Source organism: Leifsonia araucanica, assembly GCF_051161895.1.
In the GTDB taxonomy this organism is placed as follows: domain Bacteria; phylum Actinomycetota; class Actinomycetes; order Actinomycetales; family Microbacteriaceae; genus Leifsonia.
This window is the reverse complement of sequence record NZ_JBMBTW010000002.1, coordinates 1,443,814-1,458,912: the sequence shown is the minus strand read 5'-3', so window position 1 is coordinate 1,458,912 and position 15,099 is coordinate 1,443,814. Positions and strand designations below refer to the sequence as shown.

Annotated in this window: 15 protein-coding genes and 1 tRNA gene; 10 read left to right on the top strand and 6 right to left on the bottom strand. The window is 71.3% G+C overall.

Annotated elements, in window-relative coordinates:
- Nucleotides 1-51: 51 nt before the first annotated feature.
- Both ACN6M5_RS06995 and ACN6M5_RS06990 read right to left on the bottom strand, forming a co-directional pair.
- Entirely contained in the window at nt 52-639 is a 588-nt protein-coding gene (locus ACN6M5_RS06995) for an IMPACT family protein (RefSeq protein WP_434949018.1), read from the bottom strand.
- Nucleotides 636-1,079, bottom strand: coding sequence for a MarR family winged helix-turn-helix transcriptional regulator (locus tag ACN6M5_RS06990; RefSeq protein WP_434949017.1), 444 nt, complete (start codon nt 1,077-1,079; stop codon nt 636-638). The genes ACN6M5_RS06995 and ACN6M5_RS06990 overlap by 4 nt, the downstream gene beginning before the upstream one ends.
- A gap of 43 nt (nt 1,080-1,122) precedes the next feature.
- Here ACN6M5_RS06990 and ACN6M5_RS06985 point away from each other — a divergent pair, with 43 nt between their 5' ends.
- Both ACN6M5_RS06985 and ACN6M5_RS06980 read left to right on the top strand, forming a co-directional pair.
- Nucleotides 1,123-2,571, top strand: coding sequence for an MFS transporter (locus ACN6M5_RS06985; protein ID WP_434952341.1), 1,449 nt, complete (start codon nt 1,123-1,125; stop codon nt 2,569-2,571).
- 51 nt (nt 2,572-2,622) lie between these two features.
- Nucleotides 2,623-3,006 (top strand): phage holin family protein, encoded by a 384-nt coding sequence (locus ACN6M5_RS06980; protein ID WP_168689773.1) that lies wholly within the window; start codon nt 2,623-2,625, stop codon nt 3,004-3,006.
- 45 nt (nt 3,007-3,051) lie between these two features.
- Here the strand turns inward: ACN6M5_RS06980 and ACN6M5_RS06975 are convergent, their stop codons facing one another.
- Together ACN6M5_RS06975 and ACN6M5_RS06970 are read right to left on the bottom strand one after the other, a co-directional pair.
- On the bottom strand, nt 3,052-3,603 hold the full coding sequence (locus tag ACN6M5_RS06975) for a cysteine hydrolase family protein (RefSeq protein ID WP_434949016.1): 552 nt from the start codon (nt 3,601-3,603) through the stop codon (nt 3,052-3,054).
- A 36-nt stretch (nt 3,604-3,639) separates the two neighbouring features.
- Nucleotides 3,640-3,713: transfer RNA gene (locus ACN6M5_RS06970), tRNA-Leu, on the bottom strand.
- A gap of 117 nt (nt 3,714-3,830) precedes the next feature.
- Here ACN6M5_RS06970 and ACN6M5_RS06965 point away from each other — a divergent pair.
- The gene (locus ACN6M5_RS06965; RefSeq protein ID WP_434949015.1) at nt 3,831-4,154 is read left to right on the top strand and encodes a hypothetical protein; all 324 of its coding nucleotides are present in this window, start codon (nt 3,831-3,833) and stop codon (nt 4,152-4,154) included.
- A gap of 116 nt (nt 4,155-4,270) precedes the next feature.
- Here ACN6M5_RS06965 and ACN6M5_RS06960 read toward each other — a convergent pair whose 3' ends face one another.
- Entirely contained in the window at nt 4,271-5,764 is a 1,494-nt protein-coding gene (locus tag ACN6M5_RS06960; protein ID WP_434949014.1) for an MFS transporter, read from the bottom strand.
- A 129-nt stretch (nt 5,765-5,893) separates the two neighbouring features.
- Between ACN6M5_RS06960 and ACN6M5_RS06955 the strand changes: the two genes are divergently transcribed.
- The 3 genes from ACN6M5_RS06955 to ACN6M5_RS06945 all read left to right on the top strand — a co-directional run bounded on the left by ACN6M5_RS06955 (nt 5,894) and on the right by ACN6M5_RS06945 (nt 7,678).
- Complete coding sequence (locus ACN6M5_RS06955) at nt 5,894-6,469, top strand: TetR/AcrR family transcriptional regulator (protein WP_434949013.1); 576 nt, start codon at nt 5,894-5,896, stop codon at nt 6,467-6,469.
- A 251-nt stretch (nt 6,470-6,720) separates the two neighbouring features.
- Nucleotides 6,721-7,089, top strand: a complete 369-nt coding sequence (locus ACN6M5_RS06950; RefSeq protein WP_434949012.1) for a VOC family protein — start codon at nt 6,721-6,723, stop codon at nt 7,087-7,089.
- Between the two features lie 214 nt (nt 7,090-7,303).
- Nucleotides 7,304-7,678, top strand: coding sequence for a YchJ family protein (locus ACN6M5_RS06945; RefSeq protein ID WP_434949011.1), 375 nt, complete (start codon nt 7,304-7,306; stop codon nt 7,676-7,678).
- Here the strand turns inward: ACN6M5_RS06945 and ACN6M5_RS06940 are convergent.
- On the bottom strand, nt 7,675-9,990 hold the full coding sequence (locus tag ACN6M5_RS06940) for an Ig-like domain-containing protein (RefSeq protein WP_434949010.1): 2,316 nt from the start codon (nt 9,988-9,990) through the stop codon (nt 7,675-7,677). The two genes, ACN6M5_RS06945 and ACN6M5_RS06940, sit on opposite strands and share 4 nt — an antisense overlap.
- Nucleotides 9,991-10,144: 154 nt before the next feature.
- Here ACN6M5_RS06940 and ACN6M5_RS06935 point away from each other — a divergent pair, with 154 nt between their 5' ends.
- Genes ACN6M5_RS06935 through ACN6M5_RS06920 form a run of 4 tightly spaced genes read left to right on the top strand, consistent with a single transcriptional unit; the run spans nt 10,145 to nt 14,680 of the window.
- On the top strand, nt 10,145-10,840 hold the full coding sequence (locus ACN6M5_RS06935; RefSeq protein WP_434949009.1) for a TetR/AcrR family transcriptional regulator: 696 nt from the start codon (nt 10,145-10,147) through the stop codon (nt 10,838-10,840).
- On the top strand, nt 10,837-12,093 hold the full coding sequence (locus ACN6M5_RS06930) for an MFS transporter (protein ID WP_085371247.1): 1,257 nt from the start codon (nt 10,837-10,839) through the stop codon (nt 12,091-12,093). The genes ACN6M5_RS06935 and ACN6M5_RS06930 overlap by 4 nt, the downstream gene beginning before the upstream one ends.
- Nucleotides 12,093-13,370, top strand: a complete 1,278-nt coding sequence (locus ACN6M5_RS06925; RefSeq protein ID WP_434949008.1) for an amino acid deaminase/aldolase — start codon at nt 12,093-12,095, stop codon at nt 13,368-13,370. Before ACN6M5_RS06930 ends, ACN6M5_RS06925 begins: the two co-directional genes overlap by 1 nt.
- The gene (locus tag ACN6M5_RS06920) at nt 13,367-14,680 is read left to right on the top strand and encodes a D-arabinono-1,4-lactone oxidase (protein WP_434949007.1); all 1,314 of its coding nucleotides are present in this window, start codon (nt 13,367-13,369) and stop codon (nt 14,678-14,680) included. The genes ACN6M5_RS06925 and ACN6M5_RS06920 overlap by 4 nt, the downstream gene beginning before the upstream one ends.
- Nucleotides 14,681-15,099: the final 419 nt, after the last annotated feature.

The following is a 15,099-nucleotide window of genomic DNA, read 5'->3' as shown; positions in this document are numbered from 1 at the left end:
GAGCGATCGCACCGGGCCCTTCGGCGTTTCGGGCGTCGCGGTGCGGGGCGGTCAGCCCTCGACCACCGCGCGGCCCTGCGTGAGGTCGCGGACCGCATCCCGTGCTGTTGCGGCCTGTGCCGTCGGCAGCCGCAGCGTGAACCGCACCGCCTCTGCGTACTCCGCGTCTCCGGTCTCGTAGCCTTCGCCGTCCGCCCAGCGCCGCACGCGCTCGGCGTCGCCGTACTCGGCCGCCACCACGAGCACCGTCTCCGGCACGCGCTCGAAGACGGGCGCATCCACCAGGGCGGCGGCGATGGCATCGGTGTACGCGCGTACCAGGCCGCCCGCGCCGAGCTTCACCCCGCCGAAGTACCGGACGACCGCCCCGAGCACGCCGTCGAGGTCGTGGTGCCGCAGCACCTCCAGGATGGGGCGCCCCGCCGTTCCGGACGGCTCTCCGTCGTCCGACATTCCGGAGTGCCCGCCCGCCAGCAGCGCCCAGCAGACGTGGTTCGCTCCCGGATGCGCGGTGCGCAGCCTGGCCACCTCGGCCAGCGCAGCCTCCCGGTCGACGACGGGGGTCGCCAGCGCGAGGAAACGGCTGCGACGCACCTCGACCTCCGCGGTGACGGGGGAGGAGAGCGTGAACGGGCTCATCCTTCCGCCATCTCCCACAGCACCCGGGCGGCTTCGGCGAGTGCTGCGCGCTCCTCGGGTGTGCGTTCGGCGAGCTGCGCGTCCAGCCAGGCGTGGCGCCTGGCCCGCGCGTCCCCAGCGACCCGGTGACCGTCCGGGGTGGGGGTGAACAGCACGCGCCGCCCGTCCGCCGGATCGGTCTCCCGCACCACGTAGCCGAGGCCGACGAGGCGGTTGACCGTCTGGCTCATCGAGGCGGCGGTGACGCGCTCGTGCTCGCTGAGCGCCGTGAGCGTGGTGGGACCGTAGCGGTGCAGGTGGCCGAGGACGGACATCGCTGCGTCCCCGAGTTCTCCGCTGGAGCGTTCGGCGCGCAGACGGCGGTAGATCCGGGCGATCGAGCGGGTGAGCCGCTCCCCGAGGTCGTCGGAGGGGAGGGAGTCGCTTGCGTGTGCATCCACGAGTGATTAGTATACCTAAAGAAATAGTTCACACGCGTAAAGCATCCGGGAGGATGAGACGGACACAGGTACGGAGAGCACAGGCACCGAGAGCACGCACGCGGTTCGCGCGCGCACGCCGTTCGGGTGGCGGTTCACCGCACCGCTCCTCCTCGGCTCCACGCTGAACCCGATCAACAGCTCGATGATCGCGACCGGGCTGCTGAGCATCGGCCTCGACTTCCACCTCGGGCCGGGTCAGACGGCCAGCCTCATCTCGGTGCTCTACCTCTGCAGCGCGGTCAGCCAGCCCACGATGGGCAAGCTGGCCACCCTGTTCGGGCCGCGCCGCGTGTTCATGGCCGGGGCGATCATCCTGCTGGTGGCGGGCATCGTCGGTGCGGCGGCGCCCGGTTTCGGCTTCCTGCTCCTCTCCCGCGCCCTCATCGGCATCGGCACCTCCGCCGCCTATCCGACCGCGATGGCCCTGGTGCGCCGCCGGGCCGACGAGCACGGGATCGGCGTGCCGGCCCGCGTGCTCGGCAACTTCTCCATCGCGGCCCAGATCACCACCGTGTTCGGGTTGCCGCTCGGCGGCCTGCTCGCTGGGACGTTCGGCTGGCGCGCGCTGTTCTTCGTGAACATCCCGCTGGCGGTCGTCACGTTCGTGTTCACGCTGCTCGGCGTCGAGAAGGATGCGCCGCGCGAGCACCAGGGCGCCCGCGCGCTCCTGGCGTCGGTCGACATTCCGGGCATCGTGCTCTTCGCGGGCACCATCGTGAGCGCGCTGGTGTTCCTGTCCGGGCTCGCCTCCCCGCTCTGGTGGCTGCTCCCCGTCGTCGCCGTCTTCGGTACTGGGCTGATCCTCTGGGAGCGGCGCGTGGCCAAGCCGCTGATCGACGTCCGGATGCTCGCGAGCAACCGCCCGCTGCAGCGCACCTACCTGCGCCAGACCCTCTCCGCCCTCGTCGTCTACTCGGTGCTCTACGGCACGAGCCAGTGGATGGAGCAGGCCGCCGGATACAGCGCCACGGCGGTCGGCCTCATCCTGCTGCCGCTGTCCGGTCTCAGCATCGTGATCGCCCGGGTCGCCTCCACCCGCGGCTGGGTGCGCTGGCCGCTCGTCATCGGCGCCGTCTCGGTGGTGCTGAGCGCGCTGGTGATGCAGTTCATGGACGCGGACGCGAGCATCTGGCTGCTGATCGGGATGTCCCTGCTGCTCGGCTGCGCGAACGGCTTCACGGGCTTCGCCAACCAGGCCACCCTCTACGTGCAGGCGCCCGCCGCCGAGATCGCGGTCGCCTCCGGCCTGTACCGGACATTCGCCTACCTGGGCGCGATCTTCTCCTCCAGCCTGATCGGCATCACCTTCGGCCGCCAGGCCACGGACGCCGGCCTGCACACGCTCGGCTGGGTGCTCGGCGGCATCGGCGTGCTGCTGGTGCTGATCACGGTGCTCGACCGCCGCATCCCGGCCACCACCGCCGCGGCGGCGGGCGGCAGCAGAGCCTGAGTCGCGGCGGGTTTCCGCTATCCTCGGGAGCACCGTCGACGGGAGACCGCTGTGATCCGATTCCTCATCCGTGCCGCGATCTTCCTGGTGACCGCGGCCATCGGGCTGCTCGTCGCCGGCTGGCTGGTGCCGGGCGTGCGGCTGGAGTGGGGCGGCTTCCTCGTGGCGGCGATCGTGTTCGCGATCGCCCAGAGCATCCTGTCGCCGTTCGTGTTCAACATCGCGCGCAAGTACGCCTCAGCACTGCTCGGCGGCATCGGACTGGTGTCGACGTTCCTGGCGCTGCTCGTCGCGAGCCTGTTCCCCGGCGGCATCCACATCGACGGCGCGACCGCCTGGGTACTCGCCACCTTGGTGGTGTGGATCGTCACGGCGCTCGGCGGGTGGCTGCTGCCGATCCTGTTCCTGAAGAAGCGGGTCGTCACCGCGCGGTGAGTGGGGCGCGGTGAGTGGGGCGGTGCGCTGGGGCTGGCGGCGCGGCTACGGCCGCGAGCCAGCCACCTCGGCCGCGCCGACCAGCGTGGCGAAGTTGCCGGACAGCGCGGCCATGAACGCCGCGTGCACCGCCTCGCCCGGCACCGTCGTGCCGCCGAACGTCAGGTCGGGCGCCGCGCACGCATCGTGCACGAGGGTGACGGCGAACCCGAGGTCCGACGCCGCACGGACGGTCGAGTCGACACACATGCTCGACATCATCCCGAGCACGACCAGCTCGTCGGGCGCGAGCGAGCGCAGGGTGTCCTCCAGGGACGTGCCGACGAACGCGTTCGGCTCGGCCTTCCGCAGAACGGGCTCGTCCCCGGCGGGAGCGACGAGCGGATGGATCTCGACCCCGGCCGTCCCCGGCCGCATGAACGACGCATCCGGTGCATCCCACACGTGCTGGATGTGCACGACGGGATCGCCCGCCTCCCGGAACGCCGCCAGCACCGCCGACGCCCGCTCGGCCGCCGCCACCGACCCGACCAGGGGATGCGCGCCGCCGGGGAAATAGTCGTTCTGGATGTCGATGATGACGAGAGCGCGAGTCATGGGAACCCTTCCGATGCGCGGTGCCGGGGCGGCGAGTACCCCCAGTGGGACTCGAACCCACACTGAAGCGATTTTAAGTCGCCTGCCTCTGCCGATTGGGCTATGGGGGCCCGGCTTCCATCGTAGCGGCGCGGGTGCGGCGTTCTCGGAGGGGTGGCGGGCAGAGTGGACGGGTGGAGTCGGGGAGCGGGCGACGGGGGAGGGCTCGGTTCACGCTGACCGTTTTTGTGTCGGCGGTGGCCGTGCTGGTGGCGTGGTTCTGGTTCGCGGTCGTCGTGGAAGACACCTGGGGCGACGAGTGCAAGGCGCGCGCCGCCGGGCAGAGCGGGGTGGGCCTGCTCGTCGCGCTGGGGGTGGTGCCGCTCGTGCTGGTCACGGTCGGCGCGGCGGCGGCGCTCGTCGCGTTCGCGCCCGGGAGGCGCGGCGCAAGGGTGCTGCGCGGGCTCATCGCGACGGTCGTCCTGACCGCTGCCGGGCTGCTCCTCGCGTGGTGGGCGAGTGGCGGGATGCTCGTCGCGCACTTCGCGCTCGGCTCCGGCTGCCTGGGCTGAGCGCCGCGAAGGCGGGCACCGGCGTGCACGCGAGCGTGGGCAACACGCGCGCACCGACGCCGACGGCGCCCGCGGGGGAGTACCCCGCGGACGCCGTCGCACCGTCTCGCCGGGGCTCAGTGCATCCCGACCGGCCCGCCCCCACCGGCACCGCTACCGGCACCATCCGCAGGGATGCGCCGCCCCCAGATTGCGAACAGCACCAGCGCCGCGGCCGGGAACGCCGCCCCGAGCAGCAGTGACGTGGAGATGCCGCGTGCCTCGCCGGAGGTGGCCGTGACCGCGATGAACACCGTGGTCAGGACCGCGACGCCGACGCTGCCGCCGAGCTGCTGCATCCCCTGCACCAGGCTGGATGCCGCGCTCACCTCGTCCGACGGGGCCTGCGCCATCGCGATGGACGTGAGCGGTGCGAAGGTCAGGCCGGCGCTGATGCCGAGCACGATCGCCGGGCCCAGGATGCCGCTGAGGAAGGTGCTGGATGCGCTCATCTGGCCCAGCCAGATCAGGCCGACGACCATGCCGCTGAGGCCGAGCACGCCGACCACCTTCTCGCCGACGCGGGGGAGCAGGTAGCGCGGTGCCAGCTCATTGGTGATGAGCATCGCGCCGACGAACGGCAGCAGGGCGAGGCCGGTTCCGAGCGGGTCGAAGCCGAGCACCTTCTGGGTGAACAGGGTCACGAAGTAGAAGAAGCCGAACATCCCGGCCGGGACCAGGAGCATCCCGAGCAGGGGTGCCGCTGTGCGCATCCGCGAGAAGAAGTGCAGCTGCACCACCGGGCTGGAGTGCTTCCGTTCGATGAAGATCAGGCCGACGAGGGATGCTGCGGCGATCACGAACGACGCGATCGACTGCATGTCGGTCCAGCCGTGGCTGGCGGCGCGGGTGAACGCGTAGACGAGGGCGACCATCCCGATCGTGGAGACGGCAGCTCCGCCCAGGTCGAGCTTCGCCGGCACGCGCTTCGTCTCGGTGAGGAACAGGGCGGCGCCCGCGATGATCAGGATGCCGATCGGCACGTTGACGAACATGACCCACTCCCAGCCGAAGCTGGTGGTCAGGATGCCGCCGAGGATCAGGCCGATGGCGCCGCCGCTGCCGGCGGCGAGCACGAACAGAGACATCGCCCGCGCACGGTTCGCGCCCTCGGTGGTGTTGGCGACGAGCAGCACGAGCGTGCTCGGCGCGGCGATGGCGGCGCCGATGCCCTGCAGGATGCGCGCGGCGACCAGGATCTCCGGCGAGGGCGCGAAGCCGCCGAGAGCGGACGCGACGATGAACACGCCGACGCCCACCATCAGCGCGAGCCTGGCGCCGACGATCGAGCCGATCTTGCCGCTCAGCAGGATGAGGCCGCCGAAGGCGAGCGCGTATGCGGTGACCACCCACGACAGGTCGGTGGGGGAGAAGTGCAGTTCCTTCTGGATGTCGGGGAGGGCGACGTTGACGATGCTCGCGTCGACCACCAGCATCAGCTGCGTGATGAAGACGACGACGAGGCCGAGGGCCGGTCCGCGCAGCGAGGCGCGGGATGCGCGGGGCGCGCTGGTGGTGACGGCGGGAAGCGGGGAGGTTGGTGGGTTCTCGTTGAGTTCGGTGGTCGACATATGGTGCGTTCCGTTCCGCGGGGCTTAGACTGCTATCCGGAGAGACTCTCCTCTTGAGTGATCAACAATATGGAGACTGTCTCCGCTTTGTCAATGGCGATGAAGTGAACAGGTCGAGAAGGAGTTCGAATGGGCGGCGACACCATCACCCAACCCAAGCCGTTGCGCGCGGACGCGCAGCGCAACTACGACAAGATCGTCAACGTGGCGTGCGAGGCGTTCGCCGAGAACGGCGTGCAGACGTCGCTCGACGACATCGCCAAGAAGGCCGGCGTCGGGGCGGGAACGCTCTACCGGCACTTCCCGACCAGGGAGTGCCTGCTCGCCGCCGCCCTCGTCGAGAGCAGGCAGGGCCTGGACGCCCGGGCGACGGAGCTGCTGACCAGGCCGGATGCGGGTGAGGCCCTCAACGACTGGCTGATCGACCTGGCCAGGCACCTGTCCAGCTACGACGGGCTGCCGGACTCGGTGGCGGACGCGGTCTGCGACCCGGAGTCGCCGCTGACGGCGCCCTGCAGTTCGATGAAGGTCGCCACCGCGCGCCTGCTCAGCCGGGCTCAGGATGCCGGAGCGGTGCGGACGGACGTCGTCGCCGACGACCTGTTCGTGTTCGCCAGCTCACTGGCGTGGGCGGCCAACAAGAGCGGATACACCCGCGACGACCTGCGCAGGGTGCTGAACCTGTTCGTCGCCGGGCTGCGCTGACGCATCCGGGACGACTGACACATCCGGGACGACTGGCGCATCCGGAACGAGCCGGATGCGGCGCGCCAGACGGCGCCCCGCGATCAGCGGTTGCGGTACGGCGACTTCGCCATCTGCACGAGGGCGGCCAGCGAGAGGCCGCCGCCGACGATGACGACGAGCCAAATGAATCCGATGAGCAATCCAGCCATGCATTCACGGTACACCGTCGGACGCTGGCGGTCGCGCGTGGCGGGGCGGATACTGAGGCCATGATGCGCATCGGATCGATCGTGTGGGGTGTGCGAAACGTGCCGCGGGCCATCGAGTTCTGGACGGCGGCCATCCACTACCGCCCGCTGCGGGAGCCGGACGACGACTGGGCGATCCTGGCCCCGAACGCCGGGCACGGTCCGCAGCTGGCGATCACGCAGGTCTCCAGTGCGGCCGCCGAGCACCAACGCCACCACCTGGACCTGTATGCGCTCGACCAGGGGGAGGAGGTCGAGCGCCTGCTGGGGCTCGGCGCATCCCGGGTGGACTGGGACTACGAGGAGGGCGCGGACTACGTGGTGCTCGCCGACCCGGACGGCAACAGGTTCTGCGTGGTGGCCGCCGGTGAAGCGGCGCGCGAGCACTGACCGCTGCGCTGCGCGCTGACGGCGGCTGTGAGGACTTTCAGCGCGCGGAGAGGCTGCGTTCAAGCTTGCGGTGGAGAGTGTGAGCAGACGCCGAACTGGTGTGGTGTCTCCCGACCCGGTCGTGGCATCGATTCCCCGTAGCGCCACGGCCGGGTCCTTCTCGGCCGGCCGCGTCCGGCGTCGGCGGAAGCGTCGACGCGGGTAGGCTCGTGCGGTGCCTTCCTCCCGCTGTCCCTGCCTGAGCGGCCAGCCGTACGACGAGTGCTGCGGTCCGCTGCACCGCGGTGAGCAGCCGGCGCCGACCGCCGAGCGGCTGATGCGGTCGCGGTTCTCCGCGTTCGCGCTCGGCGACGCCCCGTATCTGCTGCGCAGCTGGCATCCGTCGACCCGACCGCAGACGCTCGAACTCGACCAGGGTCTGCGCTGGTACCGGCTCGACATCGAGCGCACCGAGCGCGGCGGCCCGTTCGACCGGGACGGCGTCGTGGAGTTCTCCGCCTACTACACGGGCACGGAGCGCGGGGTGCAGCACGAGGCATCCCGGTTCCTGCGCGACGGCGGGGACTGGTACTACGTGGATGCGCTTTAGCGCGACGGCTCCACGTACTTCTCCCACAGCCAGACGCACACGCTGAGCGCGGCGAACGCGAAGGCGGCGATGGCGATGACGAGCGTGCTCTGCCCCGTCTCGACGAGGGAGGCGACGGGAAGCAGCAGTGCGAACAGCAGGGTGTAGACGACCAGCGCCAGGCCGACCCAGATGCCGCGCGACCACTGGAACACCTGTCGTCCGGCGAGCCCGCCGATCGGCAGCAGGGCGATGGCCGCGGAGCCGAGGCCGAGCAGCGACACCGCGTTGGCGAGTTCGCGGAAGAACGCGGAGACCACGCCGGTCGGCTCGGGCAGCAGGCCGACGGTCAGCCAGGCGATCACGCCGAGCACGGCGACGCCGGCCAGCTGGACGGCGGCGACCCTGCCGCGCGCCACCCTTCCGGCCGCACCGGCGAACGCGACGCCGAGGATCAGCCCGAACAGCAGGGCGGGCTGCAGCCCGATCAGCCGCGAGGCGACGGCAGCGACGCCGACGATGATGAGCATCGACGGCCGGAAGATCATGGTCGCCCGACCGCCGCCGAAGTGCGGGGAGGTCCAGCGCGCGACGGCCACCCAGACAGCGTTCACCGCGGCCAGCGCGACCGCGATGGCGAGGATGACGCGCAGGTATGCCCCCGCGTCGTCGACCGGGCTGGACAGGGTCACGAGGGCTGCCGCCGCGACGAACGCCGTCGGGATCAGCCACGGGCTGCGCGGGGCGGCAGCTCCGGATGCGGCGTCCGCCGACGCGACGGAGGCCCCGGATGCGCCGATTCCGGATGCACCGGCCCCGGATGCCCCGACGCGGGATGCCCCGGCAGCGTCCGCGTCGCGCAGCTCCGCCCTGCTGCGGTTGCGTCCGAAGATGCTCGCCCGGGTCCGCGCGCCGCGTCCGTCGCGTTCGCGCGCGACGGTCACCGCGAGCAGCCGTGCGGGCAGCGCGAGCAGCAGGAGGGCGGCGACGGCGAGCAGCAGCGACCGCAGCCAGCCGGGGAAGGCGGCGGCGGAGACGACAGGGGCCGACGCGCTCGTGAACGGGGTCCCCATCCAGTCCGGCCGGGTGGGGGCGCCGGTGCCGCCGTACGGGTCGAACGGCGTCGGGCTCGGGGTCGTGCCGGGCGGCACGACGGGGACGGCCGGCGAGGGCGTCGTGTGCGGGGAGGGCGTCGTGCTCGGCGACTCCGGAGACGTGCTGGGCGACGGGGCGGCGGTGAGGACGGTGATCGCGACCGGGTTGGATCCACCGCTGACATTGCCCGCCGCATCCCGTTGCAGCGCGGAAACGGTGAACCGTCCTGCGCCGAGCGTTCCGGTGCACGACCACGCCGTGCCGCGCACGACGGCCGTGCACACCACGATGCTGCCGTTGTCGTCGCTGCCGTACACGGTCACCTTCGCGGCGTCCTCTCCTGTGCCGGAGAAGGCGAGCGGGCGGCCGACCGGGGTCTCCGTGCCCGGGGCGGGGGAGCCGATGCGCGGTGCGGCGGGAGGCGTGGTGTCGACGGTGATCGCGACGGGCGCGCTCCTGCCGGAAGACTGGCTGGAGAACGGTGCGCGCTGCGTCGCGGTGATCGTGTGCTTTCCGCTCGGCAGCGGCTTGCTCAGCACGCAGCCCCAGGTGCCGGTGGAGTCGGCGGGGAAGGAGCAGGTGGAGCCGTTCTCGGCGCGGACCGTGACGGTCGCCCCCGGGTACGCCGTGCCGTGCACGCCGCCGCCGGAGACGAGGGTGCCGTTCGGGGCGGCGATGACCGGCGGGGAGAGCACATCCACCCGGTCGGAGGCTTCGAGGCCGTTGTTGCCCGACTCGGCGCGGACAACGACGCCCGGTCCGTCCGGTGGAGTGGAGAGCGCGCAGGACCAGTCGCCGCTCGCGTTCACCGGGGCGTCGCAGCGGGCGCCGGCCGTGCTCGCGGCTCCGGCGGAGACGTGGATGAGGTCGCCGGGCGTGCCGGTGCCGGACACGGTGAGCGGGAAGGAGGTGACGAGACCGGAGGGCAGCTGGTCGATCGTCGGAGGGCCGGGAGTCGGCGGCGGGGAGGTGGGGGGAGCGGTGTCGGACGGTGCCGCGCTCGGTGTGGTGTCTGCCGGCGAGGTCTGCGATGGCGAGGTCTGCGATGGCCTGGACAGCTGCGGGGAGTTCTGGGCCGGTGTGCCGGAGGAGGGTGACGGCGATGGCGTGGAGGTGGCGGCGCTGGCCGGGGCGACGACGCCGACGGCTCCGAGGAGGGCTGCGCTCGCGAGGCCGACCACGATCAGGGCACCGACAAGCAGCCCGGACGACCCCCTCGGCCGGACTGGTGGCGACACATCAGACGAAAACACCCGCATTCCACCCCATTTCAGGTGGCGCGCCCCCCTTCTGTCAAACTCCCGAGCCGGATTTACGGCATACTGACAACTGGGTCAACCGTCCCACTCTTCGCGCGAGGATGCGCAAGGAGCCCGCGCTGAGGAGTCCGCCGTGACACGTATCTCCGCCGTGGAACGCCGCACCGCGCTGGTGCAGGCCGCCCTCTCCGTCGTCGCGCGCGACGGCGTGGCCGCCGCGACCACGCGCAGGATCGTCGCAGAGGCGGGGATGTCCCTCGCCAGCTTCCATTACGCCTTCACCTCGCGCGACGAACTGATGGCCGAACTCGTCAACACGGTGGTCGACGGCGAGCAGTCCGCGTTCGCCCCCGTGTTCGAGCAGCAGGTCGCCGAGCAGGATGCCCACGAGCAGGCTGCGCCCCGCGCCGAACCGCCGACGATGCGGGATGCGGTGCGCGCCGGGCTGCAACACTACTTCGCCGCCGTCCGCGCCGACCCCGACCGCGAGAAGGCGATGTTCGAGCTCACCCAGTGGGCGCTCCGCGAACCCGGCTTCGCCCCGCTGGCACGCCGTCAGTACGACCGCTACTTCGAGGTCGCGGAGCGCGCCGTCGTGCAGGCGGCGGCAATCACCGGATGCGCGTGGTCGCGCCCCACCGCAGAGGTCGCCCGCCTGCTCGTCGTCCTCACCGACGGCCTCACCGTGGCCTGGCTCGTCACGCGCGACGACGCGGCGGCCCAGGCCACCATCGACTTCGCTGCCGACGCGGTGGCGACGCTCGCGACACCCAGCGAGAAACCGGCACGTGTCCTGTCCACCCTCGACCCGAACGCAGGAACCCGATGACAGAACTCTCAGCTCCGGCGGTCTTCGCCGAGCCCACCCGCCGGGTCACCGGGCGCTGGATCGCGTTCTTCGCGATCGCCTGGCTCGGCATCTGGATGGCGCAGCTCGCGCCTATCCAGAAGCTGCTGCCCGACCAGGTGCAGAAGCAGCTGGACACCACGTACTGGGTCGACAACGTGGTGGTGTTCGGCATCATCTCGGGCATCTCCGGGGTGTGCGCGATCGTCGCGTACCCGCTCACCGGCGCCCTCTCCGACCGCACCACCAGCCGCTTCGGCCGTCGCAGGCCGTGGATCGCGGCGGGCGCCGTCGTGTTCGCGGTCTCGCTCATCCTGCTCGGGCTGCAGACCTCCATCGTCGGGATCGGCGTGTTCTGGTCGCTCGCGCTCACCGGGTTCTGCATCCTGACCGCCGCCCTCACCGCGACGATCTCCGACCAGGTGCCCGTCGGCCAGCGCGGCTACGTGTCCGGCTGGATCAGTGCCCCGCAGGCCATCGGCATCATCCTCGGCGTCTCGCTCGTCACCTACGTCTTCGTCGGCGCAGTGTTCGGGTACACGGCGATGGCGGTGCTGCTGCTCGTGCTCGTCGTCCCGTTCCTCTTCCTCCCCGACGCCGTGCTCCCTCCGCACCTGCGCCAGCGGATGACGTTCCGCGGGATCGTCGAGAGCCTGTGGATCTCGCCGCGCGAGCATCCCGATTTCGGCTGGACGCTGCTCAGCCGCGTGCTGGTCAACTTCGGCAACGCGTTCGGCACCTCGCTGCTCCTCTACTTCCTGGAGTTCGGCCTGCACGACAAGAACGCCGACGACGACCTGCTCGTCCTCATCCTGATCTACATGGTGTTCGTGATCGTCGCCTCGCTGGTGATGGGCCGCTGGTCGGACAGGATCGGGCGGCGCAAGGCGTTCGTGTTCCTCTCCTCGGCCATCCAGGGCGTCGCGGCGCTGCTGCTGGCGTTCGTGCCGGAGCTGTCGGTGGCGATGGTCGCCGCCGGGCTGCTCGGGCTCGGCTACGGCTGTTTCCTCTCCGTCGACCAGGCGCTCGCCACCCAGGTGCTGCCCGACCCGGAGAACCGGGGGAAGGACCTCGGCATCATGAACATCGCCACCGCCGTCCCCCAGGCGATGGCCCCGCTGATCGGCGCGGGCATCGTCGCTGCGCTCGGCGGTTTCGTCGGGCTGTTCGTCCTCTCCGGCCTGTTCGCGTTCGCGGGTGCCCTCGCGGTCGCACGAGTGAAAGCGGTGCGCTGATGACCTTCTCCATCGACCTCAGCACGAAGCCCACGCCGGCCGAACGCACCTGGACCACTCCGGATGCGTTCTGGCCGTCCCTGTCGGCCGCGACCGCCAGGCTCGACCCGGCGCTCGCCGTGCTGCACCTGCCGGCGCTGCGGCACAACACCCACGACATGCTGCGCCGGGCCTCCGGAAAGCCGATCAGGGTCGCATCCAAGTCGGTGCGGGTGCGCTCGGTGCTCGATGCGGTGCTCGCGGTCCCCGGATACGCGGGCGTCCTCGCGTACACGCTGCCCGAGGCGCTGTGGCTGGCGGAGGGGACGGACGGCCATCCGCCGATCGAGGACGTGGTGGTCGGCTACCCGACCGCCGACCGCGTGGCCATCGCACGGCTGGCGTACGCCCCCGAGCTGGCGGAGCGCGTGACGCTCATGGTCGACTCCGTGGCCCACCTGGACTTCATCGACGCGGTCGTCCCCCCGGCGCAGCGGCAGAGCATCCGGTTGTGCATCGAGTTGGATGCGTCGTGGCTGAGCCCGGTGCTCGGCCACATCGGCGTGTTCCGGTCTCCGTTGCACACGCCGGCCGCCGTGCGCGAGCTGGCGGAGGCGATCGTGCGCCGTCCCGGCTTCACCCTGGTCGGCATGATGGCCTACGAGGCGCAGATCGCCGGGCAGGGCAACAACCCGCCCGGCAGGCCGGCGTGGGGTGCGACGCTGCGCTGGATGCAGAAGAACTCCGGCGCCGAACTGCTCGACCGGCGCGGCCAGGCGGTCGCGGCCGTGCGCGAGATCGCGGACCTCGAGTTCGTGAACGGCGGAGGGACGGGGTCGCTGGAGTTCACGGCGTCGGACGAGTCCGTCACCGAGATCGCCGCGGGGAGCGGACTGTTCGGCGGCTACCTGTTCGATTCGTACGCCGGGTTCCGTCCAGCGCCTGCCGCGTCGTTCGCGCTGTCCGTCGTGCGGCGGCCAGGACCGGAGGTTGCGACCATGCTCGGCGGCGGCTGGATCGCCTCCGGTCCTCCCGGTGCGGACAGGATGCCCAAGATCGAGTGGCCGACCGGGCTGTCGATGGTGGCCAGGGAGATGGCGGGCGAGGTGCAGACGCCCGTCACCGGGGTGGCGGCCGGGGTGATGCGCGTCGGCGACCGGGTGTGGCTGCGGCACACCAAGTCGGGCGAGCTGAGCGAGCACGTCGACGAGTTCCACCTGATCGATGCGGTCGACGGTCGCGCTACCGTGGTCGGAGCCGTCCCCAGCTATCGCGGCGACGGAAAGGTGTTCCTGTGACGGCGACCGGCGCCCTCTGGCGCAACTGGGCCCGCACGGAGCAGGTCCGTCCCACCCGCGTCGAGCGCCCGGCCGACGCCGATGCCGTGCAACGCGCGGTCGCGGCGGCGGCGAGACAGGGGATGCGCGTCAAGGCCGTCGGCGCCGGGCACAGCTTCACCGGCATCGCGGTGGCTCCCGGGGTGCAGCTCGACCTGTCCGCCCTGCGCGGCATCGTCGACGTCGACGTGGAGCGCGGCCGGGTGACGCTCGCGGCGGGCACGCACCTGCACGAGCTGCCCCGGCTGCTGCGCCAGCACGGCCTCGCGCTGGAGAACATGGGCGACATCGACCGGCAGACCATCGCGGGCGCGACCTCCACGGGAACGCACGGCACCGGCGGAGGCTTCGGCGGCCTCGCGACCCAGATCGTCGGCGCCACCCTGGTGACGGGCACGGGCGAGGTGCTGACGGTGAACGAGACGAGCAACGCGGAACTCTTGCCCGCCGTGCGTCTCGGCCTCGGCGCGCTCGGCGTTCTGGTCGACCTGACCATCCAGTGCGTCCCCGCCTACCTCCTGCAGGCGGTCGAGCGGCCGGAACCGCTGCAGCACACGCTCGACACCTTCCTCGAACGCTCGGCGGCGGAGGACCACTTCGAGTTCTACTGGTTCCCGCACACCGAGACGGCGCTCACCAAGACGAACACGCGGCTCCCGCTCAGCGCGCCCGCCGCGCCGCTGCCCGCCTTCGGTCGCTGGGTCGACGACGAGCTGCTCGCCAACGGCCTCTACCGCGGGGTCTGCGCCGTCGGCACGATGGCCCCGGCGATCATCCCGCCGTTCAGCCGCCTGGCGCAGAAGCTCACCGGCAACCGCGACTTCACCGACGTCTCTCCCCGTGTCTTCGTGACCAACCGCACCGTGCGCTTCCGCGAGATGGAGTACGCGATCCCGCGGGAGGCGGTGCCCGGCGCCCTCGCAGAGGTCAAAGCACTGATCGAGCGGCGCGGCTGGCGCATCTCGTTCCCGGTGGAGGTGCGCTCCGCCGCCGCGGACGACAACTGGCTGTCGACGGCATACGGCCGCGAGACCGGATACATCGCGGTGCACCGCTACTACCGCGAAGACTCGACGGAGTACTTCGCGGCGGTGGAGGAGATCATGATGGCCCACGACGGCCGTCCGCACTGGGGCAAGCTGCACACCAGGCACGCCGAGTCGCTGCGCGCGACGTACCCGCGGTTCGACGACTTCCTGGCCGTGCGCGACCGGCTGGATCCCGAGCGCCGCTTCGAGAACGTGTACCTGCGGCGGGTGCTGGGGGAGTGACCGGTGGATGCGCGGTGTCCCCAAAGCGGGTGCCGCGTGTCCAGGGGACGGCACGGTGAGGAAGCCTCGGATTTCCGCGTGATTCCGCGGAAAACGCCGTGATTCCGGCGATCTGCAGTGGTCGATGGGGTGACGCGTGTGACTTGTGTGACGGGCGTGATTCTTGACACGTCCTCATTTCCCTGGAAAACTCCCTGCTAGCTGTGAATCGCCTGTGAGTTGTTGAGAATAATTCATCTTCAGGGAGGTCGCCGATGTCCGACCGCATCACCCGTTCCGCCCGCCCCATCGCACGCTTCGGCCCCGCGCTCGCCGCGGTCGCGCCGTTCTCCACCCCGGGGGTGACGTCCGCACCCCCGGACGATTCGGGGTGCGGTCCCTGCCCCGGTGCAACGCTCGTGCTGACCCCATCGGGAAAC

Excerpts from the sequence above, each read along its gene's own strand:
- ACN6M5_RS06950 (WP_434949012.1), top strand. The coding sequence starts at position 6,721 with ATGATGCGCATCGGATCGATCGTGTGGGGTGTGCGAAACGTGCCGCGG.
- ACN6M5_RS06975 (WP_434949016.1), bottom strand. The coding sequence starts at position 3,603 with ATGACTCGCGCTCTCGTCATCATCGACATCCAGAACGACTATTTCCCC.
- ACN6M5_RS06930 (WP_085371247.1), top strand. The coding sequence starts at position 10,837 with ATGACAGAACTCTCAGCTCCGGCGGTCTTCGCCGAGCCCACCCGCCGG.
- ACN6M5_RS06995 (WP_434949018.1), bottom strand. The coding sequence starts at position 639 with ATGAGCCCGTTCACGCTCTCCTCCCCCGTCACCGCGGAGGTCGAGGTG.
- ACN6M5_RS06955 (WP_434949013.1), top strand. The coding sequence starts at position 5,894 with ATGGGCGGCGACACCATCACCCAACCCAAGCCGTTGCGCGCGGACGCG.
- ACN6M5_RS06960 (WP_434949014.1), bottom strand. The coding sequence starts at position 5,764 with ATGTCGACCACCGAACTCAACGAGAACCCACCAACCTCCCCGCTTCCC.
- ACN6M5_RS06925 (WP_434949008.1), top strand. The coding sequence starts at position 12,093 with ATGACCTTCTCCATCGACCTCAGCACGAAGCCCACGCCGGCCGAACGC.